The organism is Bifidobacterium tissieri (genome assembly GCF_002259645.1).
Taxonomy (GTDB): domain Bacteria; phylum Actinomycetota; class Actinomycetes; order Actinomycetales; family Bifidobacteriaceae; genus Galliscardovia; species Galliscardovia tissieri.
Genome location: NZ_MWWV01000003.1, coordinates 200,642 through 226,547, shown reverse-complemented (window position 1 = coordinate 226,547; position 25,906 = coordinate 200,642). Strand labels below are relative to the sequence as shown.

The window sequence follows — 25,906 nt, the reverse complement described above, 5'->3', positions numbered from 1 at the left end:
GCATGAACACGGAACGGGGTTTCAACAAGCATAGGTAATATGCGCGGCTTATGCCGCCAACATTACTTGAGCTCGACGGTGGCGCCAGCCTCTTCCAGCTGAGCCTTGGCCTTCTCGGCGTCTTCCTTCTTGGCACCCTCGAGAACGGCCTTCGGAGCGCCGTCCACGAGAGCCTTGGCCTCGGCCAGACCCAGGGAGGTCAGAGCACGCACGGCCTTGATAACCTGGATCTTCTTGTCGCCAACGGCGGACAGGATGACGTCGAACTCATCCTTCTCCTCCTCGGCCGGGGCAGCGCCCGGAGCGGCGGCAACGGCGACGGCGGCCGGAGCGGCAGCCTCGACGTCGAACTTCTCTTCGAAGGCCTTCACGAACTCGGAGAGCTCGACGAGGGTCATTTCACCGAAAGCTTCCAGGAGCTCTTCGTTGCTGAGCTTAGCCATTATGGCTTCCTTTCATTCAGCGGCAGTCGGTTTGTTAAGGTCTTGAAATCACCGACCAACCAAAAAAAATTTTTATTGTTTATTAAGCGGCGAGTCGCAATCCTGAGCGGATGCGAATCAGGCGGCCTTCTCCTGCTTTTCGCGCAGAGCGTCCACGGTACGCACTGCCTTGGTGGGCAGAGCGACGAACAGCTGAGCGGTCTTGGTCTGTACAGCCTTGAGGGAGTACGCGATCTTGGACAGGAGGACCGGACGGGATTCGAGGTCGGCGAGCTTCTCGACACCTTCGGCGTCGTACACGCTGCCATCGGCGAAACCGCCCTTGACGACGAGCTGCTTGTTGTCCTTGGCGAAATCACGCAGGACCTTGGCGGCCTCGACGTAGTCACCGGAGACGAAAGTCACAGCGGTCGGGCCCTTGAGCAGATCCTCAAGACCCTCGATGCCGGCTTCCTTCGCAGCGATACGAGCAAGCGTGTTCTTCGCCACAGTGTAGGAAGTATCGCGGCCCAGCTTTTCGCGCAGATCGGAGATCTGCGGCACGCTCAGCCCGCGGTACTCAGTGAGGTACACAGCGTCGGCGTTACGGAACTGCTCCGTAAGCTGTGCGATGACCTCAGCCTTTTCGGGCCTTAACATGGCGTTCCTTCCTAATTCGGCCGTGAGTCGTTCCGGAAAGCCATCGGAGGCAATAAAAAAAGCCCCGCGCACAGGCGGAGCGAACAAGCATTGCGGCGCGAATATGCGCTGCGGCATCTTGAATCCAAGATGGTGTTTTCTCAACCTGCGCTGGCAATCTTCGGGAACCTTGCGGCTCCAACCAACGGTCTGTGGTTTACAAAACTTGGACTATACACCATGTATGCCGACATGCGCAACTTTGCGACACGCCCGGAGTGTTGCAGCATCGCACGGGCCGTGACATGCAAAACGGCGATGTCGGGACCCGGCCTCCACGCTGGTCCACGGCATCGCCGTCTGTTTGGTGTTGCCCGCCCTGGCATTGCGGACAAAACTGGGGAAGAACGGTTGAACGACAACGCTCGAGGAAGGCCGAACGTCGTCCCGACCGAACTAGTGAACATGGTAGAAAAGCGACACGCCACGCGGTAGGCGCTTTCCACTATTTTCCATTTTTGCCATGGAAAGCGCCATCACGCGGTCAGTGTCAGATCGGTCAGCGTCAGCTCGGTCAGTCCTTGTAGTCGGGGATGGCGGTCCAACGATCCTTGAGGAAGAACGCGGCCATCTTCGGCTGACGATCGCGGGTGAACAGGCCCTTCTTGTTGCCGTCCACGCGCATGATGCCCTCGGTGGTCTGGAAGTCGTTGAGGTTCCACGGCTGCTCGCCGACGATCCAGTCATAGGAATCGAAGATCTCGGCCCACATCTTCATGACCTCGACCTGATACTCCTCGCTCCACATCACGCTCGGCAGCTTGTGGATGCCGGCCATGGTGTCGGCACCGTACTCGGAGAACATGACCGGCTTGGTCGGCTCCAGCTCGTGCCACTTCTCCAGTTCGGCCTTCATGTCGATCGTGCCCTTGGCGATTGCGTAGCCGCCGTTGACGTACCAGCCGTGGTAGCGGTTGAGCATCAGGAAGTCGGCAACGTGATGGGTCTTGTCCACGCCCGCCGGCGACATCATGATCGACGCATAGGTCTTCGGACGCTTCTGCGTGTCGATCTCGGCCACCAGATCGAAGATGTTCTCGAAGTACGGCACGGCGGCCTCGTTCGTGGTGTCGGGCTCGTTGAGCAGACTCCATGCGCATACGGAGGCGTGGCGCTTGTCGCGGGCCACCATCTCCTCGAGCGTGCGGCGATGCACGGCCAGCGTCTCGGTCTGCACGGACTCCTCCTCGAAGAAGGTCTTCGGCTTGTCGTTGCCGACCGCGCCGGACGCGCCCAGGAAGTTCATCGTGGACTTGAACATGCCCACGGTCGGGGCCTCGTCGATCACGAAGAAGCCGTCACGATCGGCCTCGTACAGCTGCTCCTCGGCGTACGGATAGTGCGAGGTGCGGAACGAGTTCGCGCCGATCCACTTCATGTCCTCGTAATCGCGCTTGTTCATCACCGGGTCGAAGCCGCGGCCGTGCACGTTGGAATCCTCGTGGCGGCCAAAGCCCTTGAGATACACCTCACGACCGTTGATCAGGATCTTGCAGTCCTTCACCTCGACCGTGCGGATGCCGATCTCGTCGAAGTACTCGTCGATGATCCGGTCGCCATCCTTGATGCGCACGACGAACTTGTACAGGTAGGCTGCGCGCAGATTCCACAGGTGGACGTCCGTGATGTCAAGCGTGCCGGCCTTGCCGTCGGCGCGGGCCACCTCGACGCCGTCCTCGTCGAACACGACGATCTCGACATCGTGATCGCCGGACGTGGCGACCGTGTAGTCCACATGGGCGTCGGAACCGTCGATGTGATGGACGACGTCCAGATCCTCGATGCGCTCGTTCGGCGTGTACAGCAAGTTCACATTGCGCTGCAGACCGGAGTAGTTGTAGAAGTCGAAGTAGGGGGCGCTCACCTTGGTGCCGTCCGGCAGGGTGGTGGTCTCGCCCACGGGCAGGGTCTGCCAGCTCAGTTCGTTGTTGAGCTTGACGGCCACGATGTTGTAATCGTTCCACTTGACCGCGTCGTTGATGTGCGCGACGAACGGCAGGAATCCGCCTTCATGGTGTGCGACCTCGGTGCCGTTGACGTACACGGTGGCGGCGTGGGTGGCGGCATCGAAACGGATGTCGACGCTGCCGTCCTTCCATTCGCCCGGCACGAACAGCGTGGTGACGTACCAGAAATCGCCCGTGTATTCACGGGAGTACTTGTCGGTGAACACGTCGGCGAAGCTGGCGGGGACCGGCATATCGGTGGGGTTCGGCAGACCGTTGGTCCAGCCTTCGGCCACACCCTTGGATTCCGGATCGAACTGGAAATCCCAGGAGCCGTTCATGCTCTGCATGCGGCGGGTGGCGGTGATGCGAGGGTACAGGGATGCGAATGACATCGGTGTCTTCTTTCGGTTGCGGGTTGTTATAGGTGAGTAGATGAGTGGGTGAGTAGATGGTTGCGACGATGGGATGGAATCGTAGTCATTGGAAGGGCTCCCCTCCTTGGAAGTTGGACGGGGAGCCCTTGAAGGATCAGGCCTCGGCGGCTTCCTTGGCCTCACGCTTGGCCTTGAGGGCCGCGGTGTTGGCATCCACGCGCTTCTTACCCAGCGGGTAGACGAAGACCAGGATGAGCAGCATTGCGCCGAAGAAGATGGCCGGGAGCAGGGTGACGTACATGTACAGGCCGTCAAGCGTCTCCTGGGACTGCACCACGGCGGCGCCTTCCTTGTAGCCGATCCAGCCGAGGGCGGCACCAGCGAACCAGCCGGCGAACGCCTGGCCGAGCTTGCGGGCGAAGGAGTACACGGAGTAGCAGGTGGCGTCCTCACGAATGCCCTTGTGCACTTCGATGTCGTCGATGACCTCGGTGATCATGGCCCAGATCACGATGTTGAACAGGCCGATGCCCACGAAGGACAGGATGTACAGGGCCGAGAACAGCACGGCGTTGGTGGTGTGGATGACGTACAGGATGGCCATGCAGGCGGTGCCGATGATGGCGCCGGTGACGCCCATGGTCTTGTGGCCGAGCTTCTTGGCCAGCGGCTGTGCGAACGGCGCGATGGCGAAGGTGAGCAGGCTGCAGACCAGGTTGACGGTGGACAGCAGGGCGGAGCTCTTGAAGTAGTCGGTGAAGAGGTAGTTCGCCATCTGCTGCATGAACAGCATGGCCATCAGCAGGGCGATGGCGGCGCCGATGATGCCGACCATGGCACGGGACGAGAAGGCGCTGGCGATCATGTGGGCGACGGACTTGCGCTCGCTGCCGGCGGTGGTGCCGGAGTGGTCCTCGGACTTCACACGCTCGGTAGACATCTTGTAGCAGATGAAGTAGCAGAGGAAGGAGCCGATGGCGAAGATCAGGGAGACCCACATGAAGATGTTGGTGCCTTCACCGCCGCGGATGATCTGGTTGCCGGCTTCGTCCTTGGTGTAGATGATGAGCGGGGCGCCCACGCCGATGATCAGGCCGGCGCAGGTGGCGCCCACGGAACGGAAGGTGGACAGGCTGGTGCGGTGCTCAGGCTCGGGCGAGATGACGGACGCCATGGAGCCATAGGGGATGTTCACGCAGGAGTAGAGAATACCCCAGATGATGTAGGTGACGTACATGTACAGGATCTTGATGCCCATCGAGGAGTTGACGGCAAAGGTCTGGTACATGAGGAACGAGAAGATGGTGACCGGAGCGGCCATGCGCATCATGATGACGCGGTACTTGCCGTTCGGATGGTTCTTGGCCTTGTCGACCACCACGCCCACGGTGACGTCGGCGAATGCGTCGATGATTCGAGCGATCAGGAACAGGGTGCCGACCGCAGCGCCCGGGATGCCCATCACCTTGGTGTAGAACACCATAAGGAACGAGCTGGCGAAAATGAACATGAAGTCATTTCCCCAGTCACCGAACATGTAGCCGACCTTATCCTTCAAGCCAAAAGGCTTGACGGCGTTGGAATTGCTTGCAGCACTCATTGCTTCATTCCCTCCCTTGGGCATGACAGGACCAGATTTCGGAGACCATGAGTCCGCGCATCCTCGTGCGGACATGCTTTTTCACTTGCCAGGTTTCAAAGCGATAGTCAGACACGCACGGCCCTGTTTGTGCGTGACGTTTGCGATTGTCGATGTTCTTTCATATGCAGTGATTAAATGTGATGTTCCTCACTGCGTGATTTCCACTTTAATTGGAGAACCATAACGCCGGAAATGTTTCCACGAGTTTCCGCGACGGCGGCCATTATTCGCCGAAACACCTTGTGCCACAAGGGTTTTCGAGGAGTTGCCCGGGAGTGTCGAACAACGAAAAAACGCCCCGGGCGCGGAGAAGGGAACGCGCCCGGGGCGGGATATAGCAGGCATCGCGCAAGGCGATACGTGTTGATCTGAAGCAGCTACGCGCCGCTGCCCGCTACTTCTTGATCTGCTGAAGCTGCTTGTTCAAGTAGGCGAGCTTCTGCGGGATGTCCGAGGCACCGCCGGACATGTTGCGCAGCTGGTCGAACATCTCGACGAGGCTCTTGTTGCCGAGCACGCCGAGCATGCTGGCCTTGATCCTCATGTTCGCGAGGCTGGACGCGGCGTTGGTCACCGTGGCGGACGCCTCGGGGTTGTCGAGGATCGCGCTGACGGTGTCGTGCACCGAGTAGTAGGCCTCGTCGTACGGTGCGTCGACCGGCAGGCCGTCGTCGGCGGAGACGTCATCGAACCAGTTCATCACGATGTTGCCGCCCTCGGGATCGACGAACTTGTACGGCTCGTACGGCTCGGCGACCTTCTGCCAGGTGGCGGAGTCCTCGGCGATGCCGGCCCGCACGGTCACATGCGTGTAGCCATCGGCCAGCGGCACGTCCTTGAAGATGAAGATGTGCGGGTCGCTTTGCGCGGAGGCCGCCATCGTGGCGAACGGCTTGCCATCGACGGCGAGCGCCACCTCGTCCTGGTTGGAGTACACCTTCACGTCGATCGTGTCGGCGGCGCGGCGGGCGTAGCGCTTGGAGCAGATGTGCACCATCGGTTCGGCCGACCAGTAGGCCTGGTAGATGAAGAAGGAGTCCTTCTTGATCTTGCGGTCGATGGTCACCAGACCCTTGTTGTTGCGGCCTTCGACGCCACCCTCCTTGCGGGCGTCGCAGCCGAAGTCGAACATGTTCCACACGTGGGTGCCCCACAGCCACGGACGTTCGTCGATGATGCGGGCCATGTGCTCGTGGTAGAGCGCTTGGTATTCCTCGGAGTAGTCGCCGCACTGCGGGTCGTCGGTGTGGTAGCTGATGATGCCTTCGCAGCCGTATTCGGACAGGCCGAAGGAGCGGTCCGGGTGCATGGCGTGGAAGTCGTCAAGCCATGCCTCGTTGTCCTCGAAGTGGCCGCCGTACCAGCCGAAGTAGTGGTTGTAGCTGAGGATGTCGGTGATCTGGTTGTGCTCGGAATCCTTCGGGGTGCTCGACACCTGTGCCATGGTGGTGACGCGGGTGGGGTCGAGCGAATGCGCCAGATCGTTGATCTCCTTGAGGTTCTCAACCAGCTTCGGGCTGTCGCCGCCGATGAGGATCTCGTTGGAGATGCCCCACATGAGGATGGATGCGTGGTTGAAGTTCTGGATCACGAGTTCGGTCATCTGGCTCAGGCAGTCCTGATGTGCGGCCGGATCGTCGCTCATCCTGGAGATGAACGGGATTTCGGCCCAGATCACGAATCCGAGCTGATCGCACAGATCGTAGAAGTCGCGGGACTGCTGGTAGTGGGCCAGACGGATGGTGTTGGCACCGAGCTCCTTGATCAGGTAGGCGTCCTCGACATGGTCCTCGAGACTCAGGGCGTTGCCCTTGCCGAGACGGTCCTGGTGGCGGGAGACGCCACGCAGCGGGGTGAGCTTGCCGTTGAGGAAGAAGCCTTCCTGCGGGTCGAAGCGGAATTCGCGCACGCCGTGCAGGAACGAAACCTCGTCGAGTACTTCGTTGTGACGGATGATCGTGGCGACGACGTCGTACAGGTACGGGTCCTCCACGCCCTGCCACAGGTGGGCGTCGGGAATGACGATCTCGGTGCGCACGTTGCCGTCGCCAAGATCGGCCGGAACCGCGGCGGACGCGACCTCGTTGCCGTCGTCGTCGAAGATCTGGAAGTTGACCACATCGCCTTCGGCGGGTTCGGTCACCCATGCGCGGGCGTCGAGCACTGCGGTTCCGTCGTCGATCGTGGACGAAACGGTCACGCCTTCGCCACCGTGGTAGTCGAGTTCGAAGTGGGTCGGGCTGACGTACAGCACCTCAACCGGACGGTACAGACCGCCGTAGAACGTGAAGTCGGCCATCTGCGGGTAGACGTCGGTGCGCTCCTCGTTGCTCACCTTCACGGCGAGCACGTTCTCACCCGGCATGAGCGCGGTGGTGATGTCGGCGCGGAACGTGGAGTAGCCGCCCACATGCTCGGTGATCTTGCAGCCGTTGACGTACACTTCAGCCACGTTGGCCGCGCCCTGGAACTCAAGGTAGACGCGGGTTTCGGGGGCGTGGGGCTTGAGGGTCAGCTGACGCACATACCAGCATGCGCCGCGGTAGTAGTCGGATCCGCCGTCCTGTCCGTCGAACGCGTTCCAGGTGTGGGGAACCTCGACGGCCTCCCATTCGGGTCCCGGAGCGTAGGCGGGTACACCGTCGACGGCCTCCTTGGTGAAGAGCCAGCCATCATGAAGGGTTTCGGAAAAACGCATGGTACCGTCCTTTTGTCCTGTGGTATCGCCGACGATCGATGTCGGCATGGTCGAGTTGCGAATGTGGTCAGGGGTTGTCGAGGTGAAAGGAGCGGTACCGGTACCTCGTTGTCGGTTCCGTTCCTGTGATTCTTACTGTATGCGAGAAAAACGATGACGAATTTTCTTTCCATAGTTTTCCACAGGACGTCAGGCAACACCCCCGTCCGCAACCCGACAGCACCCCCGTATTCGTTGAATATCGGCCAATGTCCAACACGCGGAGAACTTACCGATCACTAACTGTTCATCGGAAAATACTGGAATGATGCCTATGCAACGGTTAGCATGAATATGCAGTCGCGCAGACCGAGGAAGGCGTGCACGGCCCAAACAGCATAGGAGCAAATCGATGAGCGAAAAAATCACCATCCGCGATGTGGCAAGGGAAGCGGGAGTCTCCCCCACCACGGTCTCCCGAGCGCTGTCGAGGCCCGGTCGTGTGAATCTGGAAACCGCTACCAAAGTGCGGGAGGTGGCGGAACGACTGGGGTACCGCACCAAGAATCTGGAACCGCAGCAGGACGATGTGCTGCGCGGTATGATCCTCACCACGACGAGCGATCTCAAATATTCCGTGTTCGCCGACTTTGTGACCGGCATGCAGAAGCCGTGCATCCACCGCAATTTCATTTTGCTCACCGCCATCACCGAGGAGAACCGAGATCTGGAACGCAGCACGATCGTGCGTATGACATCGCAAGTGGATGGACTGATCCTCACATCGTCGAGACTGTCCGACTCCACCGTGCGCAAGGCCGCGCAGATGCGTCCGACCGTGGTGGTCAACCGTCTGATCAACGGCGTGCAGTCCGTGATCAGCGACGACCGGCCTGCACTCAGTCGGATCGTACGACGACTCAAGGCGCTCGGCCATCAGTCGATCACGTATATCACCGGCCCTGAAAACTCCTGGCAGAACGGGCTGCGATGGCAGGCGATGCTCGTGGCGTGTCAGCAGGAGCAGATCAAACTGCGGCGAATCGCCGGACCGAATCTGGCGACCTACGTCGGCGGACCGCTCATGGATGAGCCGTTCGTGGAATTCATGCGCAACCCCACCACCGCCGTGGTGCTGTTCAACGACATCTTCGCATTGGAATTCATGGAACGACTGCAGGCGAACGGCGTGCGGGTGCCCGAACAGGTGTCGGTGATCGGCATCGACGACACTCCGGAGGCGGCGCGCAGCAACCCATCATTGGCGTCCGTGCACATCCCACGTGAGGAGATGGGCGCCGATGCGTCGAACAAGCTCATCGCCAAGATCCTGCACACGTCCGACGGCAGTACCACGCCGGTGGTGCGATACTCGACGTTCATCGAGCGCGCCAGCGTGGGGCCCGCGCCGGAACGGCCGATCGCGGCGGTGGAATCGACGGCGGACTGAGGGGATCCGAGGAGAATGGAATGGCATGACTGACGTGGCTGATACGAGCGGCAATCGACTGAGCCGCGCGAAACCGGGGCAGACGACGATCTGGGACGTGGCGCAGGCGGCCGGCGTGTCCATCGCCACGGTGTCGCGCGCATTCTCCCGCCCCGGCAAGGTCAGCGCCGCCACGTTGCGCCGCGTGCACGACGCCGCGGAACGACTCGGCTACCGCACCGAAACGATCACGCATCGCAGTCGCGAGGACGACGAACTGCGGGGACTCATCTCGATCGTGGTCACCGACCTGGAGAATCCTATCTCCGCGCAATACGCGCGCGGCGTGCAACAGTACTGCATGGAAAAGAACTACGGGCTCATGGTCAACGACACTGAGGAGGATCCGTCGGCCGAGCTCGCCATCATCAAACGCAGTCTCAACCATGTGGACGGCGTGATCCTCGACTCCACACGCATGCCCGACACCGCCATCCGCAAACTCGCGCAGATCAAACCGGTGGTGGTGCTCAACCGCGTGGTGTCGGGCGTGACAAGCGTGACCTTCGACTGCGCGCCGAGCCTGCGCACGGCCATCGGCGTGTTCGCCAAACTTGGGCATCGGTCGATCTCGTATCTGTGCGGACCGGACAATTCCTGGCAGAACGGCGTGCGACGCAACACCATTCTCACCACCTGCCAGCGTCTGGGACTGACCTGCCGTCTCCTGCCGTGCGCCTACCCGCTGGAGGGCAATGCGGCCGCGGCGTTCGCGGCGTTCATGGAACGACCGACCACGGCCGTGATCGCATTCAACGACGCCATCGCCGTGGAATTCATTCGATTCCTCGAATCGCATGGCGTCGGCGTACCGCAGCAGATATCGGTGATGGGCATCGATGACATTCCCATGGGTCGCGCCATCACACCGGCGTTGAGTACGATCTCGTTCCCGCGACGGGACATGGGGCACGCGGCCGCGAAAATCGTGATCGATAGGCTGCTGCATATCTCGCCGGCTGGTACGCATGGAGGAGGAAACGGCGGTATTGGAAACGGCGGTGCCAGCCGCAACGACAATGGCGGCGATGGCGGAAATGCCGTGCCGCTGCATTTCGAATCATCGTTCGTGCAACGGGACAGCATCGCCGCCATCAACCCCCTCATCGCCGCCGGAATCGGGTGATTGCCGCGCACCGACAAAGGCGAACGCCCAACGAACATCACGTTCGCCGGGCGTTCATCGATCTGCCGGAAGCCAGTTCCTACATCTTCACCAGATCGTTGATCGCATAGCTGACGCGGATCTCGTAGTCACCGGACGGGTTCGCATACTTCACGCGCGTGGTGCGGGATTCCATGTCGTACAGCCAACCTTCATCGGCAGCCTCCCACTTGACCGGATCGAAGAACTTCTCGATGAGACGTTCGCCCGACTGATCGGCCATCGATACGGTAAACGGCTGCACGTTATGCGTGAACACGTCCATCTCCACCCGCTCGACGCGGCTGTCGTACGTACCCTCGCAAGTGGCACGGATCACCGTGACCTCATGGCTCTCATCGCTGGCGGGGAACGTTCCGGCGTTGCTCTCACCATCGGTGCTGTACAGGTTGGCGGCCGCGCCCGGTGTGATCGAGAACGTGGTGGCCAGATACCGGCCGTTCTTGTACTCGTTGGTCTCGCCGTCATCCTCGTACATTGTGAACGATCCAGCCACGCTCGGCTCGACCAGCAGCGTGACATGATCGATGGTCTGTGTATGCAGGTTGGTCACGCCATCGGTCATCGGCACGATCGAGCCGGCGCGCAGGAACATGGGGATTGTGTCGAGGTCGACGGGCACGTTGATCGTCTGACCGCCCTCGTAGCGGCGCTTGGTGCGGAAATCGTACCAGTCGGTACCGGCCGGCAGGTACACGCTCTTTTCGGTGACGCCCGGATCGGTCACGTTGGCCACGAGAATGTTCGGACCGAACATGAACTCGAAGCTCTCGTCCCAGCAGTTCGGATCGTCGGGGAACTCATAGACGAGCGGGCGCATGACCGGGCTGCCTTTGACCGATGCCTCACGCAGCAGCGAATACATGGTGGGTGCGAGCGCATACCGCAGTTTGACAGCGCGTGAGATGTACGGCGTGTAGTTCGGGTACATGAACGGCTCGGTGACGGAATTGTCGGTGTTCGACGAGTTCGTCATGAACCGGGGCATGAACACGCCCTCCTGGAACCAGCGGACCAGCAATTCGGGTTCGGGAGCGGGACCAAACCAGCCGCCGATGTCGCAGCCGTGATTGGCAGCACCAGACAGACCCATGTTGAGAATGGTGGGGATGTTGTATTTCAGGGTCTTCCAGCAGGTGTAGTTGTCGCCGGCCCACGTCTGCGCATATCGCTGGATGCCTGCGAAGCCGGTGCGGCTGATGATGAACGGGCGGGTGTTCGGACGAGCCTGGGTGAGCGCGTGGTTGGACGTATAGGCCATCATGTTGCCAAGCACCGGCTTCATGCCCTCCACTGTGACGGGACGGCCGTCGCCGTCGACCATCGCATCGGCGTTCTGGATGTCGAACTCGCAGTTGTCATCCCAGATGCCTTCGATGCCGTTGTCCAACAACGCCTCGGTCATGTGCCGCTCCCACACCTCGCGACCGGCCTTGCTGGTGAAGTCGGGGAAGGCCGCAAAGCCACCCCAGTAGCGTTCGTTCTCCGGTTTCTTCCCCGTCTCGTCCTTGATGAATGCGCCGGCTTTGGCGAACTCGTCATAGTCGGGGTGCGTGGTGAGGATGCCGGGCTTGACATTCGGGGTCACGGCCACGCCGCGCTTCTTCATCTCCGCCATGAATGCGGCGGGATCGGGGAACTTCGCACTGTTCCAATGGAACTGGTATCGCTTGCCGTTCGGCATGCACGTGTAACCGGATGCCATGCCGAACATGTCGAACGGAATGTCATTGGCCTTGCACCGGTCCACGAATTCGAGGATCGCCTGATCCACGTCCTTCTCGAGTTCCGTATAGAACATGGTGGTGTGCGTATAGCCGGTATTGCCCAGCGGCGGCAGTGCGGTCTTGCCGGTCAGGTCGGTGTAGCGCTCCACCACTTCGGGAATGGTCGGGCCGTTGATGAAGAACATGTCGACGTCACCGCCGTCGGTGCAGTAGAACGAATACTTGTCCCAGTAGCCGCTCCACTCGCGGCCCAGATCGAACGCGGAGTCGAACGGATTGTTGTAGAACACGCCGATCGCCTTGCGCGTGTGGTCGTTGAACCGCACGTAGAACGGGATGTGCTTGTACAGCGGATCGGACAGTTCGGCGTCGTGACCGCACGTATCGGTGTTGTGCATGCGCAGATACTGCAGTCGCTTGTTGAGCTTACCGGTCTTCTCGCCAAAGCCGTAGAAATGATCGCCGGCGTTGATCACCGAATAGTGGTAGCGACGGCCGTGCGAGTCCTCCATGAACGTGCGTTCCTTGAGATCCTTGTACAGCAGATTGCCGTCCGTGTCGTAGATTTCGATGCCGAACGGATCTTTGGTCAGGCGGATTTCCAGTTTGGCAGTGTGGGTGACGTAGTAGTCGTCGGTCTCCTCGACGTTCGGCACGATCGGAGTGACACGGGTGCGTTCGGCGGCGAAAAGTTCATCGAGCTCGTCGGGCCATGCGGTCTTGACCAGCGCGTACGAGTGTTCGGGGGCGAACTCCTCATCGAACGTGCAGCGGAAACGTATGGTGTCGTCATCCACAAGGTACACGCGCAGCTGACTGCCTCCGGTGGTGATGTGGATGTAGTCGTTGTTGGATTCGAGAGCGATGATCTTGTCTGACTTCTTCATTGAAGGTCCTTTTGTTGGTTGATGAGATGATTTCAGGATGATGAGGATCGAGGATGGTGGCGGATGCCGTCAGGAGAGAGAATGACGGCACCCGTGGTCTTTGATTGATCCGGCCGGTTGACTTATCCGGTTGTCCGGATCGGCTATTGATGATCGTGCAACGCGATCACACGCGATCACTGGTTAGGGTTGGTGGCCCAGATGTGCTCCCACTTGGTGCCGGTGAGCTTCTCGATGAGCTCTCGGGTCTCCTTGGGAGCGTCGGCCTTGTGGCCGCCGTTGCGCAGACGGTTGAGCTCGTCCTTGATCACGGTGTGCGTGGTCTTGTTCAGGCGGAACGTGGCCGCGGTGAGCAGGGCGACAACCAGCAGTGCGCCGGTGCCGAACACGAGGATGCCGGTGATCGTGTGCTGGGTGCCGATCGACTGCTCGATCTGCCCCTCCACGTAGCCGCCTTCGGTGAGCACCAGGCCCACCACGAACGTGGCGACCGCAACCGTGGACTTGCGCACGAACGTCATCACGGACGCATACAGGCCCTCATGATGTTCGCCGGACACCAGCTCATCGAGATCCGGAATCATCGGGAACACGTTCCACGGAGTGGCGATCACGGCACCAAGACCGATGTTGTATACCAGACCGACCACGTACAGCCACATCGTCAGATCGTTCATGCCGGCTCCGGACAGCACCCAGAATCCGACCAGCGCGACCAGCTCCACCACGATGCCGACGCACCACACCCAACGCGGGCTGAACTTGACCAGCAGATAGCCCACCAGAATCGTCAGCGGCAGGCCGATGATGTTCAATGACAGCACGCCACTGGACACGCCGGCGGACAGGCCAAGCACGGAGACCACGAAGTAGGCGAACACGGCGTTGAACGTGTCCTTGGCGGTGAACGTGCACAGGTAGACGATCAGATGCTTGCGGAACGTGCGCAGCTTCACCGTGGCGATGTATGCCTTGAGCTGCTCGCCGAACGTACGACCGGCACTTTCCTTGGCCTTCGCCTCGAGCTTGGCGGCCATCTCCGGAGTGATCTGACGCTCCCACGTGGTTTTGTAGGCGATGAATACGGACACCATGTAGATCACGGCGAACACGATCGCGTTGAACGTGTACGACATCGGGCTGTCCTCACCGAAGATCTTGAACAGCTGGCCGGGCAGGAACGTGGCCAGGAACGAGCTTCCGGAGGAGATCACCAGACGCGCGGTGGACAGCATCGTGCGCTTGTTGTAGTCCTCGGTCATCTCGGTGGGCAGCGTCTCCCACGGAATCAGCACCATCGCAGCCACGAGCTCGAACAGTACGTAGCTGATCAGGTAGTACCAGTAGCTCATGCCGGTCACCCACATCAGGATGAACTCCAGCATGAGCGGCGCGCCGATCAGCAGGAAGAAGTGGCGGCGGCCGAACTTCTTGCCGATCTTGAAGCGGTACAGATTGTCGGTGATCGCGCCCATAAACAGACTGATCACGGCGTCGGCCACGCGGGCGATCGCAAGGATCGACGCCGCCTCGATGGCGGTCAGTCCCGCGTAGGTGGTCCAGAAGAACAGCAGCCACGCACCGATCAGGGTGAACGCACCACCGCCCATCATGTCGGGCATGCCGTAGCCGATGGCGCGAGCGACCGTGATCTTGCGCGGCCGATACACGCTTGGAATATGTTTGTTGTCTGCCATTGCTGGTTATCCGTTTCTTCTCCGTAGCGTTACATGAGTGGTTCTTCGTCATGCGACTTCATTGGCCTTGTGATACTTCGCCACCTGGCAGGCGAAGCGTTACGACCGACGTCATTGCCGATCGCACGATTTCAGTGTGGCCCGGGGTGGATATGGGGATTGTGGTTTGCAGGGATTTACATCGGGGATTGGGGAATGGCGGTAAATCGCCGGCTTTATGAAAACGGGCGCTGCCACATGAAAACGGGCGCTGATACCATGGCGGCATGAAACTGGAACTTGGGAAGAAGCGGAACTCCTCAGCCGCGGCGACCGCCGTGGGCATGATGGCGATCGTGCTGTGGAGTCTGATGATGGGACTCGTGCGACTGGTGTCGGAGTCGTTCAGCGCGACGCTTGGCCCGGCGCTCATCTACACGTGCGGGGCGATATTGCTGCTGATATTTCGGCGTCCCAAGCCGCTGAGCCAGGCACCGCGGAAATACCTGCTGATCGGTGGCGGACTGTTCGTGTTCTACGAGACGTCGATCGCGCTGTCGGTGGGGCTGGCCGCCACGTCGGCGCAATCCGTGGAGATCAGTCTGGTGAACTACCTGTGGCCCACGCTCATGGTGCTGCTGGCGGCGGCCGTTTCACATCGAAAGCATGCGGTGGCGTATGCGATTCCCGGTGCGATCGTGGCGACGGCGGGCGTGATCGTGTCGGTAGGCGGCAACAGTGGACTGGACTGGCATGTGGCCGCGCATAACGTGGCGTCCAATCCCCTGCCGTATCTGCTCGCATTCGCCGGCGCGTTCGCGTGGTCCGTCTATGCCGTGATCACGCCGTCGATGGCGAAGGGGTATGACGGGACGAGTCTGTTCTTTCCGCTGGTGACCTGCACACTGTGGGTTATTCACATTGTTACGAGTGTGGTTGGCGGAGGGACGAGCGGCTCGGACGATGCCGATGGTGCGAGTGGCGCAGGAATCTCCGCCACCTTGGGGAATCTGGGCGGCTGGATCGCCGCGCAACCGGTGTCGGCATGGCTGACGGTGGTATTCGCCGCAGTGGCGATCGCCGGCGGCTATGCGTGCTGGGGATACGGCATTCTGCACGGCAGCATGGAAACGATGGCCGTGGCGTCCTATGCCACGCCGGTGCTGTCGGTGGGCGCGAGCGCGCTGCTGTTGCATCTAAGCCTGTCGCTGCCGTTCTGGTTCGGCGCATTGCTGGTGGCCGCCGGTTCCGTGCTCAACTGGCTGCTGCAGAAGCGGTGATTGGTAAGAACAGCGCGCGGTCGGAATGACCGTAACAATAGCCCCAAACAGAAAAAGCCCCTTCCGAGGGAGGTACGGAAGGGGCTTTGGCGACTGAGGCGCGCCTCGGAAGGCGGAACCTGGCAATTCCTCAGTCGCCGGTGTCATCGGCTTCCTTCGAGGAAGGGAGTCGCGGTTGGAATTGGGGAGTGAGATTGTGAAGCCGCAGACGTTGTGTAAGCGGCAAGACGCCGGATGACAGGATCAGGCCTCCGTCTCACCCGCCACACGCTTGGCCTTAAGGAATGCGGCGTTGGCATCCACGCGCTTCTTGTTCAGCGGGTAGACGAAGATCAGCACAACCAGCATGATCGCGAAGAAGACCGCAGGCAGCAGGGTGGCGTACCGGTACAGGCCGTCAAGCGTTTCCTGCGACTGCACCGCGGTGGCACCTTCCTTGTAACCGATCCAAGTGAGGGCCGCGCCTGAGAACCAGCCGGCGAATGCCTGGCCGAGTTTGCGGGCGAAGGAGTACACGGAGTAGCAGGTAGCGTCCTCACGCATGCCCTTCTTCACTTCGATGTCGTCGATCACCTCGGTGATCATGGCCCAGCAGATCACGTTGAACAGGCCGATGCCGAAGTACGTGGCCACATACAGCGCCGAGAACACGACCACGTTCTGCGTGTGCAGGAAGTACAGCACCGACATGCCGATCGTACCCAGCAGAGCACCACTGACCGCCATGGTCTTGTGGCCGAAACGCTTCGCCAACGGTCCGGCGAACGGGGCGAGCACCACCACGGTCAAGCTGACAAGAATGCTGACGATCGACAACGCACCGACATTGTGGAAGTAGTCGGCGTACAGGTAGTTGACCATCTGACCAAGGAACAGCATGGCCATGAGTAGGGCGAGCGCCGAACCAAGAATGCCGACCATGGAACGGGACGAGAACGCGCTGGACACCATGTGCATGATGGACTTGCGTTCGGCTTCGGCATCGGCCTGATGGTGGTCCTCCGCCTTCACTCGCTCGGTGGAGAGGCTGTAGCAGATGAAGTAGCACAGGAAGGAGCAGATGGCGAATACCAGGGAGACCCACATGAAGATGTTAGAGCCTTCACCACCGCGGATGATCTGGTTACCGGCGGCATCCTTCTCATAAATGATCAGCGGCGTACCGGCTCCGATGACCAGACCGGCGCAGGATGCGCCCACGGAACGGAATGCCGACAGACTGGTGCGATGCGCGGGCTCGGGCGAGATCACCGATGCCATGGAACCGTAGGGAATGTTCACGCAGGAGTACAGAATGCCCCAGATGATGTACGTGACATACATGTACGCCATGCGAACGCCCATGGACGAATTCACGAAGAACGACTGATACATCAGGAACGAGAAGATGACGGCGGGTGCGGCCATCTTCATCATGAACACACGGTACTTGCCTCGTGGAGTATTGGGCGAGCGATCGACGATGATGCCCACAGTCACGTCTGCGAAAGCGTCGATGATACGTGCGATCAGGAACAGCAGGCCTACCGCCGCACCGGGAATGCCCATCACCTTGGTGTAGAACACCATGAGGAACGAACTGGCCAGCACGAACATGAAGTCGTTGCCGAAATCACCGAACATGTAGCCGACTTTGTCACGCATGCCGAAGGGGCGCACTGCGGCGCCGGACGTTGGGGAACTCATTATTCTCTCTCCTTTGAGATCGTTGGGGATGTTGAGATCGTTGCGGATATTGCGGTGGGAATCGTCGGGAATATCGCAGTCGTCGAGATATTCCCGCGATGTGGAGAGGAACCGGGATCATGAATAATGGTCCGTCCCGGTTCCGAAGCAGAGCCGGATAATGCCGGAGAAAACCTACCGCACGAGGAAGGTGATGGATGCGGGAGGCAGGGTGACAGTGTCGTCGGAGACGGTGTCGGGGACCAGATCGGGCAGTTCGTCGTCAGGACCAAGGGCCAACGGACGCCCGTTGAGCCGGATCTCGCGCGCATGCGGATCGTCGGCAGTGAGCTGGTAGACCCAGCCGCCGGAGACGCCGTGCACGTCAATCGATTCAGTCGTCGAACTGTTGACGATCAGCCATGCCACGCCGTCACGGCCGTCCTTGCGCGACCGTGCGTACACGTGCACGAAATCGCCAAGCGTGGCATCGCCATCGCCAGACACACCACCGGCGCCAAGCACACCCTCATCCACGCCATACACGGTCGTGCCCATCAGACGATTCCACAGCAGCACGAACCAGTAGTTGGGCCGCGGCAAGAAGTCGCCGAAATCAAGCCATCCGTAGTCGGACGAGGCGAGTGTGTTGTGGAAGATCACACCATCCGTGAGCTCACCGAACACGCCCAGCTCGCAGGCGGTGCGGAATACGTCGAGGTACGTGGACGCCCAGGTGTCGCCGCCAAGTCCGGCGTCGGCGGTTTCGGTGATCCACATCGGCGCGCCCGGCATGTATTCGTCGCGCATCGGCAGGTACCGGCGGCAGGCGGCCTCGGCGACCGAAAGATAGTCCTTCCCCATTGCCTCCGACGCGTCCCAATGGTTGCCGAGCACGCTTGCGCCACGCTCGGAGATGCCGTTGTACCAGTGGTAGCTGAACACGTCGGCGCGCTCCCGCAGATGCGGCATGAGATCGTCGCTGCTGAAGGCGTCCAGCGAGGCGAGCGCATTGCCCGCGGCGGCGTTGGTCTGCGCATTGACCGTACTGTGCGGCACATGCGGCCCGCCGATCTCCGAAGCGCACGGTCCGACGCACAGCACATCCGGATAGTTCTCGCGCAGGAAGCGGAAGAACGCGTCCTGATCGCGCGCGTACTCGATCATGCCGTAGCCCGACGCGAGCGGCGAATTGTCGGGGGTGAGAATGTTCGGCTCGTTCATGAACTCGGCGGCCGCGATCGGCACGCCATAGTCGCGGCTGAAATCGAACAGCAGTTTCGCCTGCGCCGGGTCCCAACTGCCGTCGGGCGTATTGTGCACGCCGGCGCTGTTGGCCACCGACACGAGCAGACGGCCGTCGATCGCCTTGACGAAGTCGAGGACGGACTCCCACTGGTCACGGGTCAGCACACTGGAAAAGCCCTCCGGCGCCTTGCCGCCGGTCGTGCCATCGAAGTCGTAGTAGGTGTTCGACGCCCAGCTGCCGGACACGCGCACCCAGGCCGGTCCGATCGCCTTGGCCAGTGCGAGCAGACGGGCGTTGCGCAGATCCTTGGGCGGATACGGTTCCATGCTGTTCTGCAGGTCGGCGATGCCGTGCAATACGAACGGTTCCGTGCCGGCGATCTGTCCCGGCGTATAGCGTTTCCAGAATGTGCCGCCGGTCACCTCGGTCATTTCGATGTTGTATGACGCCATCAGCGGGTCGACCGTGCGAATCTGCTTCAGCAGCCCGACATCCAACGATATCGTTGCCATTGATGTTTCCTTCCTTGGAATGGGAGACGGTCTGCATTGCCCGTCTCTGGTATCGACGATACGGTGGATTGCAATGGATCGGATTTTCTTTCCACGCTTTGCAGTTGGTCCGACGATACCGATGCCAATACCGATACCCATGCCGATGCCGATACCCCATCGTTACAATAGGCAACAATGAGTGAGAGATCAGACAAATCGAAAAAGGTCACGCTCGACGAGGTCGCGGCCGTGGCCGGGGTCTCGCCGGCGACCGTATCCCGCGCATTGTCGCGCCCGGGACGGGTGAACTATAAGACCGCGCAACGCGTGCTCCTCGTGGCGAAGGAACTCGGCTACCGCTCCGACAAGGTCGACTCGTTCCGAGAGGAGCAACTGCACGGCATGGTCACCGCCATCGTGCCGGACATCAACAATCCCGCGTTCACCACGGCCATTCATACGTTGCAATCGACCGGAATCCGCCGCGGGTTCTCCGTCACCGTCAGCGACAGCGAAGAGGACGTCGCACAGGAGAAGCGGCTGCTCAGCAATGCCGTGCAGCTCACCGATGGCGTGGTGCTCATCTCTCCCAGACTGTCCGACACCGCACTGCGTAAGTCCGCACAGCTCAAGCCGGTCACCGTGATCAATCGCATCGTGGGCGGATTGCCGTGCGTGATTCCGGATCTGGACAGCAGTCTGGATGACGCGATCGATCAGTTGTACGCGTTCGGGCACCGATCGATCACATATCTTGCCGGCCCTACGCTCTCCTGGCAGGAGGGGCACCGATGGCAGCTGGTCGCGCAACTATGCGCCCGGCGCGGCATCAAGGTGCGGCGCATGCAGTGCGAGGCACCCACCTATCGCGGCGGATGGCATGATTTTCAGGACTTTCTCGACCATCCAACCACGGCGGTGATCGCCTACAACGATGTGATGGCCCTCGGTTTCATGGCGTTCCTCAAACAACACGACGTGCGGATTCCGGATCAGGTGTCGGTGATAGGCATCGACGGCACTCGACTGGCGCAGATGTTCGAACCGCCGTTGGCAAGCATCATCATCCCCAGACGCGAGATGATCGAGACCGGCACCACCATGTGCATCGATCGGATTCTGCACGCGGCCGATCCCGGAGCCGCCCCGATCAGGCACTGCGCCACGTCGTTCCTGCCGCAGGCGAGCATCGGACCGGCGGATCGTTGAATTCCCCGACTATGAGAGGGCGGCGAAATCGTGGTCGCGGCGCTTGCGACGGATGAGTACGGTGACCATCACCATGCAGTACAGCAGTGCGAGTCCCCATGCCAGCGGGTTCGAGTAGCAGACGGCGAGGTAGCCGCCGCCGATGATGGTCAGCCATCCGCCCAGGCAGCGGCCGATCAGCTCGCCCACGCCAGAGACGATCGCATGCGTGCTGTAGCCCATGCCCTGCAACGTGTTGCGGAAGATCATCAGCGAGCCGTGGATGATGAAGAAGCAGCTCATGATGAACAGGTACTGCACCGCGCCATCGAACACCGTCGGGCTCGTGTCACCCAGCACGAACCGGCACATCGGCGCCTTGAACAGGAAGATCACCACCCACACGATCACGCAGTACACGGCCTGGATGATCACACCGTCACGCAGACCCAGCTTGATGCGGTCGAGTCGTCGAGCGCCATAGTTCTGACCGGCGTAGGTGGCCATCGCCATGCCAACGCTTTCCATCGGCAGCGTGAACATCTGACGGATGCGCTCGCCCGCGGTCTGTGCGGTGACCATGGCCGCGCCGAGCGAATTGATCGCGTCCTGCATCACCACGGCGCCGATCGCGGACACGGAATATTCGAATCCCATCGGCAGACCCACGTAGCAGAGTCGGCCGATGTGATGGCCGGACCAGCCCATCTCGTCGCGGTGCACCTGGAAGATGTCGATCCGCGTGAACGCCCACCAGCAGTTGAGCACGGCGGACAACGTCTGCCCGATCACGGTGGCGAGCGCGGAACCGATCACGCCCATGCCGATCACGCCGATGAACGTGTAGTTGAGCACGATGTTGACCACGCAGGCGACGAGCAGGAAGTAGAACGGGTGCTTGGAGTCGCCCACCGCACGCAGCAGGGCCGCGGAATGGTTGTAGAGGATGGCCGATGGGATGCCGAGGAAGATGACGACGATGTAGGCGACGGCCATGTCGAGCAGTTCGGCGGGTGTGCCGATGAGTTCGAGCATGGGTTTGGCGAGCAGGACCATGGCGACGGTGAACACGACCGAGAGGATCACGCCGAGCCATGCGCCGTTCCACATGAATCGGCGGAAGTCGCGCTCGTCCTTGGCACCGAAGCTTTGCGCGGCGGGGATGGAGAAGCCGATGCATGCGCCCTGCACGAAGCCGAGGATGAGGAAGTTGAGCGGGTAGGTGACGCCGACCGCGCCGAGGGCGTCGTCGCCGATGAGTCGGCCGACGATCACCGCGTCGGCGAAGCTGTACATCTGCTGGAACAATGTGCCGAGTACGAGCGGAATGGAGAAGATGAGGATGCGCAGCAGCGGGCTGCCAACGGTGAGATCGGTGGTGGAGTCGTGCTTGGCGGATTCGTCGGGCTTGTTCCGTTCTGTCGATTCGGACATGATTCCCCTCCCATTGTCGTCTTCCTCGTTGAGCCGTATTCCTCGTTGAATGGTACGACCGTACATGGCCTATACAAATCCTGACGGACGACCCGCCTCAGCATCGTTCATTTTCCATGATTTTCCAATTCTGACGACATTATTGGCTACGATGGCGATATGGGTACACACGATGACGTGATCAGCAATGACGCAACAGACGACAACACAGCGAACGATACCGCAACAGACGATAACGCGGCGAACAGTGACGCACGGGATGAGGACCGTGCGACCACACCCCACAGCACGACCGCTGTCGATCCGGTGACGATCTGGGATGTGGCCACGGCGGCCAACGTCTCCCCTACCACGGTGTCGCGTGCGTTCCGTCAGCCGTCGCGTGTGAACGTGAAGACGCTGGGCCGCGTACTCGAGACGGCGAAGCGGCTCGGCTATCGCAGTGAATCGATCATTCCCCGCGAGGAGAAGCATCTGCGCGGGCTGCTCGCACTCGTGGTCACCGATCTGGAGAATCCGGTGTCGGCGCAGTTCGCACGCAGCATCCAGCGCGCATGCGCGGCGCGGAATTTCGGTCTGATGGTATGCGATACGGAGGAGGACAAGGCGAGTGAGCTGGCGATCATCAAACGCAGCATCCCGCATGTGGACGGCATTATTCTCAGTGCGTCACGACTGTCGGATGCCACGATCCGCAAGGTGGCGCAGGTACGACCGCTGGCCGTGATCAATCGTATCGTCGGTGGTGTGCAGTCGGTGTACGCGGACGACGGGCCGAGTCTGGCCGATGCGGTACGCGAACTCAAACGTCTTGGCCATCAGCAGGTCACGTATCTGCCCGGTCCGGACAGTTCGTGGCAGAACGGTCTGCGCACGAACGCGATCATCACCGCATGCAAGCGCGAGGGGTTGAAATTCCGGCGCACGCCATGCGCCTATCCGGTGGACGAACGATCGGCGGACGCATTCGCCGCGTATCTGGCACGGCCGACCACGGCCGCGATCGCGTTCAACGACGACGTGGCGTATGCGTTCATGCTGTTTCTGGAGGCGCATCGACTGCGCGTGCCGTGGCAGGTGTCGTTGATCGGCATCGACGACACCCCGAAATGCGAAATCTGCACGCCGAAGATGTCGAGCATCCGCGTGCCTCGCCGCGCGTTGGGCGAGGCCACGGCGAGCCGTATCATCGACCGTCTGCTGCATGTGTCGGACGGCGATCTGACGCCGATCCGCATGCAATCCGAATTCGTGAAACGTGATTCGATCGCCGCGGCACCGGCGTCGTCGATGATGTAACGGCGACAGACGAAAAACCGCGATCAGTCGCCCGTACAGCAACCAATCGCGGTCAACAGCATCAACCCACTACCGCTCTACTGCTTGTCGATCGCGGCGAGCGCGGCGGCGAGATCGTCCGCATACCCGTCGTCGAACGGCGTATTGTCAAGGATCTCGCGCATGGTTCGGGCGTCGCCGATTGCGTAGAATCCCGGCTTGCCCTGTGTGGTCGCCAGATGCAGCATGGCGGGGCCGATGCTGGCGGCCACCTCGAGGTAATGCTCGTCGAACCAGTCGAGGAACGGGCGCATCACGGCGGCCACTTGCTCGTTGGTGCGCAGGTATCCGAATGTGCAGTCGAGGGAGAACGACGATTCGTAGTCGGCGCTCACATGCGGCAGGCAGCGCGGCTGGGTCATGCCGTTCAGTGTGAGTGTGCCGAAGATCTCGCCGAGCCAGTCGAGGGCGTCGTCGAGCCAGCGCAGGGCACGGCCGGACAGTTTGCTGACGTCGGTCACGCTCGGCGTGGCGGCACCGAAGCCGTGCGGACCGAATGCGTAGATGTGCGATTCGAAGGAGATGCCATTGTCGGCGAGCGCCTCGCTCATGCAGATGAGGTTGGAGACGGATACGAGCGCGTCGTCGCGCGTGCCGAATACGAAGCAGGGGCAGGTGGTGACGTCGACGGCGTCGACCACGTCGGGTGCGGCGGGATCGCAGCCCTGGATGGAGGATCCGAGCAGGGCCGGGTAGCCGAGGATGGCGGCATTGGGTCGGGCGGCCGGGCTGGACATGGTGGCGGCCGCACCGGCGAGGTGACCGCCTGCGGAGAAGCCGCATACGGCGATGCGGTCGGGGATGATTCCCCATTCCTCGGCGTGGGCGCGGATGAACGACATGGCCTGTTCGTAGTCGTCGAGCTGGTTGGGCCAGCCGGCGTGTTCGGCCACGGAATAGCGCAGTACGAACGCGTGGTATCCGGCGCGCATGAAGGCGAGTGCGACGGGTTCGGCCTCGTGTTCGGCGCAGTACTGGTAGCCGCCGCCGGGGATGACGATGACGGCTGGGCGCGTACCGATGCGGAATCGGTCGCCGACGCCCTGCAGGTAGACGGACAGGGTGACGTTGCGATCTTCGTTAAGCGTGATGACGGTGGATTGCAACGGTGAGTTCGCGAGCGGTTGCGGCTGTGGCTGGGGTTGTTGCTGATTCTGGGGATTCGGCTGGTTCATGATTGCTCCTTTGCTGGGTGATGATATGCCGAAGGCTCCCCTCCGGAAGAGAGAGGAGCCGAGGCGAAGTCGGTGCCAGACGACTAGCGAACCTTCTTGATGAGCAGCACCGAGATAATCGAGAGCACGCTCATCGCGATGGCGATCGGGAAGATGTAGTCGTAGGTGCCGGTGGCGGTCACGATGGCGGAGGTGAGCGCCATGCCGGCGGACTGGCCGGCGGTGGTGGCTGCGTTGATGAAGCCGAGGTCCTTGCCAGCGTTCTCCTTGCTGGGCAGCACGTCCACGTTCAGTGCCTGATCGATCGACATGAAGATGCCCTGACCGAGTGCCACAAATACGGCGGCGCAGTAGATGCCGGTGATGTTCGGCATGATGATCGGGGCGGCGAAGCCGATCATGGCGAGGCATGCGGAGAGCACGACCATCGGCTTGCGGCGGTGGATGCGGTCGGACAGCGGGCCGACGATCATGGCCACGATCGAGGCGATCATCTGGAAGACGGCGATCATGGAGACGACCTTGGCAGCGGCGTTCTTCTCCAGACCGATGTAGTCCTGGCAGATGTACAGCCAGTAGCCGGCGAGCATCTGGATGGCCAGCAGCAGGAACGTACGGCAGCAGAACGCTTTCCAGAAGTCGGATGCGCCCTTGACCGGCGGGGTGAAGGAGTAGACGACGTGCTTCCAGACGCTGCCTTCCTTGAGTTCGGTCTTCTCGTTCTTGTTGCTCGGCTCGCGCGGGATGATGAGCAGGAACAGCATGGCGGAGACGAACATGCAGATTGCGGCGATGGTGAAGCCGAAACGCACGGAGTTGACGAAGTAGGAGCCGACGAACGCGCCGATGGCCAGACCGAGCGTGTTGCCGAAGCCGATGGCGGACGAGATGGTGCCGCGGTACTGTTCCGGCACGCGGTCGGACACAGTGGAGTAGATCGGCGAGTTCATCATGTTGAAGCCGATCTTGCTCAGCCACAGCACAAGCGTCAGGCCGGCGATGATGCCGATGTTGCCCATGAGGAAGTAGAAGCCGAGCGAGAACCAAGCGCCCCAGAACAGCCACGGCGTGCGCTTGCCGAACTTCGACTTGGTCAGATCGGACAGCGCGCCGACGATGATGTTCGCCACGAGGGCGACGATCGAGCCGACGGCGGTCATAGTGCCGAGCACCGCGGTGGGGTTCTCCGCGCCGAGATCCTTGATGCGCTGCGGCAGCAGCACCTGGCTGACCATGGCGAAGCCGATCGACATGATGATCCAGAAGGCCAGATAGCCGGCCATCCATCGCATGAGATTGAACTTGGGCTCGGCGGCCTTGGCGTCCTGATTGACGCCTACGGTAGTTTGCGTAGTCATTACTCTCTCCTAAATGTA

At 61.1% G+C, this 25,906-nt stretch carries 17 protein-coding genes; 5 read left to right on the top strand and 12 right to left on the bottom strand.

The features are described 5' to 3' along the window. Window positions 1-62: 62 nt before the first annotated feature. The 5 genes from rplL to BTIS_RS02435 form a co-directional block, all read right to left on the bottom strand. Window positions 63-443: a 50S ribosomal protein L7/L12 gene (rplL, locus tag BTIS_RS02455; RefSeq protein WP_093959709.1), complete on the bottom strand. Its 381-nt coding sequence runs from the start codon at window positions 441-443 to the stop codon at window positions 63-65. Between the two features lie 117 nt (window positions 444-560). Further along, window positions 561-1,082, bottom strand: a complete 522-nt coding sequence (rplJ, locus tag BTIS_RS02450; protein ID WP_094662328.1) for a 50S ribosomal protein L10 — start codon at window positions 1,080-1,082, stop codon at window positions 561-563. Between the two features lie 553 nt (window positions 1,083-1,635). Then, window positions 1,636-3,462 (bottom strand): beta-glucuronidase, encoded by a 1,827-nt coding sequence (gene uidA / locus BTIS_RS02445; RefSeq protein ID WP_094662326.1) that lies wholly within the window; start codon window positions 3,460-3,462, stop codon window positions 1,636-1,638. 136 nt (window positions 3,463-3,598) lie between these two features. Further along, entirely contained in the window at window positions 3,599-5,044 is a 1,446-nt protein-coding gene (locus tag BTIS_RS02440; protein WP_094662324.1) for an MFS transporter, read from the bottom strand. A gap of 436 nt (window positions 5,045-5,480) precedes the next feature. Continuing rightward, complete coding sequence (locus tag BTIS_RS02435; protein ID WP_094662322.1) at window positions 5,481-7,784, bottom strand: glycoside hydrolase family 2 protein; 2,304 nt, start codon at window positions 7,782-7,784, stop codon at window positions 5,481-5,483. Between the two features lie 391 nt (window positions 7,785-8,175). Between BTIS_RS02435 and BTIS_RS02430 the strand changes: the two genes are divergently transcribed. Both BTIS_RS02430 and BTIS_RS02425 read left to right on the top strand, forming a co-directional pair. Next, window positions 8,176-9,213, top strand: coding sequence for a LacI family DNA-binding transcriptional regulator (locus BTIS_RS02430; RefSeq protein WP_094662320.1), 1,038 nt, complete (start codon window positions 8,176-8,178; stop codon window positions 9,211-9,213). A 25-nt stretch (window positions 9,214-9,238) separates the two neighbouring features. Then, complete coding sequence (locus BTIS_RS02425; protein WP_158216815.1) at window positions 9,239-10,378, top strand: LacI family DNA-binding transcriptional regulator; 1,140 nt, start codon at window positions 9,239-9,241, stop codon at window positions 10,376-10,378. Between the two features lie 79 nt (window positions 10,379-10,457). Here BTIS_RS02425 and BTIS_RS02420 read toward each other — a convergent pair whose 3' ends face one another. Further along, the gene (locus tag BTIS_RS02420; protein WP_094662316.1) at window positions 10,458-13,031 is read right to left on the bottom strand and encodes a glycoside hydrolase family 31 protein; all 2,574 of its coding nucleotides are present in this window, start codon (window positions 13,029-13,031) and stop codon (window positions 10,458-10,460) included. 176 nt (window positions 13,032-13,207) lie between these two features. Beyond that, window positions 13,208-14,728: an MFS transporter gene (locus tag BTIS_RS02415; protein WP_094662314.1), complete on the bottom strand. Its 1,521-nt coding sequence runs from the start codon at window positions 14,726-14,728 to the stop codon at window positions 13,208-13,210. A 266-nt stretch (window positions 14,729-14,994) separates the two neighbouring features. On the opposite strand from BTIS_RS02415, the gene yddG reads away from it, so the two are divergent. Beyond that, entirely contained in the window at window positions 14,995-15,987 is a 993-nt protein-coding gene (gene yddG / locus BTIS_RS02410) for an aromatic amino acid DMT transporter YddG (RefSeq protein WP_094662312.1), read from the top strand. A 243-nt stretch (window positions 15,988-16,230) separates the two neighbouring features. Here the strand turns inward: yddG and BTIS_RS02405 are convergent, their stop codons facing one another. Next, window positions 16,231-17,673, bottom strand: coding sequence for an MFS transporter (locus BTIS_RS02405; protein ID WP_094662310.1), 1,443 nt, complete (start codon window positions 17,671-17,673; stop codon window positions 16,231-16,233). Window positions 17,674-17,847: 174 nt separating this feature from the next. Then, window positions 17,848-19,413 (bottom strand): hypothetical protein, encoded by a 1,566-nt coding sequence (locus BTIS_RS02400; RefSeq protein WP_094662308.1) that lies wholly within the window; start codon window positions 19,411-19,413, stop codon window positions 17,848-17,850. Window positions 19,414-19,590: 177 nt separating this feature from the next. Between BTIS_RS02400 and BTIS_RS02395 the strand changes: the two genes are divergently transcribed. Continuing rightward, window positions 19,591-20,604, top strand: a complete 1,014-nt coding sequence (locus tag BTIS_RS02395) for a LacI family DNA-binding transcriptional regulator (protein WP_094662306.1) — start codon at window positions 19,591-19,593, stop codon at window positions 20,602-20,604. A 9-nt stretch (window positions 20,605-20,613) separates the two neighbouring features. Here the strand turns inward: BTIS_RS02395 and BTIS_RS02390 are convergent, their stop codons facing one another. After that, window positions 20,614-22,017, bottom strand: coding sequence for an MATE family efflux transporter (locus BTIS_RS02390; RefSeq protein WP_094662304.1), 1,404 nt, complete (start codon window positions 22,015-22,017; stop codon window positions 20,614-20,616). Between the two features lie 159 nt (window positions 22,018-22,176). Between BTIS_RS02390 and BTIS_RS02385 the strand changes: the two genes are divergently transcribed. Then, the gene (locus tag BTIS_RS02385) at window positions 22,177-23,316 is read left to right on the top strand and encodes a LacI family DNA-binding transcriptional regulator (RefSeq protein WP_094662302.1); all 1,140 of its coding nucleotides are present in this window, start codon (window positions 22,177-22,179) and stop codon (window positions 23,314-23,316) included. A gap of 77 nt (window positions 23,317-23,393) precedes the next feature. Here BTIS_RS02385 and BTIS_RS02380 read toward each other — a convergent pair whose 3' ends face one another. Together BTIS_RS02380 and BTIS_RS02375 are read right to left on the bottom strand one after the other, a co-directional pair. Beyond that, a complete protein-coding gene (locus BTIS_RS02380; RefSeq protein WP_094662300.1) occupies window positions 23,394-24,530 on the bottom strand; it encodes an alpha/beta hydrolase in 1,137 nt (378 codons plus the stop codon). A gap of 83 nt (window positions 24,531-24,613) precedes the next feature. Beyond that, window positions 24,614-25,888: an MFS transporter gene (locus BTIS_RS02375; protein ID WP_094662298.1), complete on the bottom strand. Its 1,275-nt coding sequence runs from the start codon at window positions 25,886-25,888 to the stop codon at window positions 24,614-24,616. Window positions 25,889-25,906 lie beyond the last annotated feature (18 nt).

Coding starts and splice junctions, on each gene's coding strand:
- rplJ (WP_094662328.1), bottom strand. CDS start 1,082: ATGTTAAGGCCCGAAAAGGCTGAGGTCATCGCACAGCTTACGGAGCAG.
- rplL (WP_093959709.1), bottom strand. CDS start 443: ATGGCTAAGCTCAGCAACGAAGAGCTCCTGGAAGCTTTCGGTGAAATG.
- BTIS_RS02430 (WP_094662320.1), top strand. CDS start 8,176: ATGAGCGAAAAAATCACCATCCGCGATGTGGCAAGGGAAGCGGGAGTC.
- BTIS_RS02385 (WP_094662302.1), top strand. CDS start 22,177: ATGGGTACACACGATGACGTGATCAGCAATGACGCAACAGACGACAAC.
- BTIS_RS02390 (WP_094662304.1), bottom strand. CDS start 22,017: ATGTCCGAATCGACAGAACGGAACAAGCCCGACGAATCCGCCAAGCAC.
- BTIS_RS02405 (WP_094662310.1), bottom strand. CDS start 17,673: ATGAGTTCCCCAACGTCCGGCGCCGCAGTGCGCCCCTTCGGCATGCGT.
- BTIS_RS02415 (WP_094662314.1), bottom strand. CDS start 14,728: ATGGCAGACAACAAACATATTCCAAGCGTGTATCGGCCGCGCAAGATC.
- BTIS_RS02420 (WP_094662316.1), bottom strand. CDS start 13,031: ATGAAGAAGTCAGACAAGATCATCGCTCTCGAATCCAACAACGACTAC.
- BTIS_RS02440 (WP_094662324.1), bottom strand. CDS start 5,044: ATGAGTGCTGCAAGCAATTCCAACGCCGTCAAGCCTTTTGGCTTGAAG.
- BTIS_RS02375 (WP_094662298.1), bottom strand. CDS start 25,888: ATGACTACGCAAACTACCGTAGGCGTCAATCAGGACGCCAAGGCCGCC.
- BTIS_RS02395 (WP_094662306.1), top strand. CDS start 19,591: ATGAGTGAGAGATCAGACAAATCGAAAAAGGTCACGCTCGACGAGGTC.
- yddG (WP_094662312.1), top strand. CDS start 14,995: ATGAAACTGGAACTTGGGAAGAAGCGGAACTCCTCAGCCGCGGCGACC.
- BTIS_RS02435 (WP_094662322.1), bottom strand. CDS start 7,784: ATGCGTTTTTCCGAAACCCTTCATGATGGCTGGCTCTTCACCAAGGAG.
- BTIS_RS02425 (WP_158216815.1), top strand. CDS start 9,239: ATGACTGACGTGGCTGATACGAGCGGCAATCGACTGAGCCGCGCGAAA.
- BTIS_RS02400 (WP_094662308.1), bottom strand. CDS start 19,413: ATGGCAACGATATCGTTGGATGTCGGGCTGCTGAAGCAGATTCGCACG.
- uidA (WP_094662326.1), bottom strand. CDS start 3,462: ATGTCATTCGCATCCCTGTACCCTCGCATCACCGCCACCCGCCGCATG.
- BTIS_RS02380 (WP_094662300.1), bottom strand. CDS start 24,530: ATGAACCAGCCGAATCCCCAGAATCAGCAACAACCCCAGCCACAGCCG.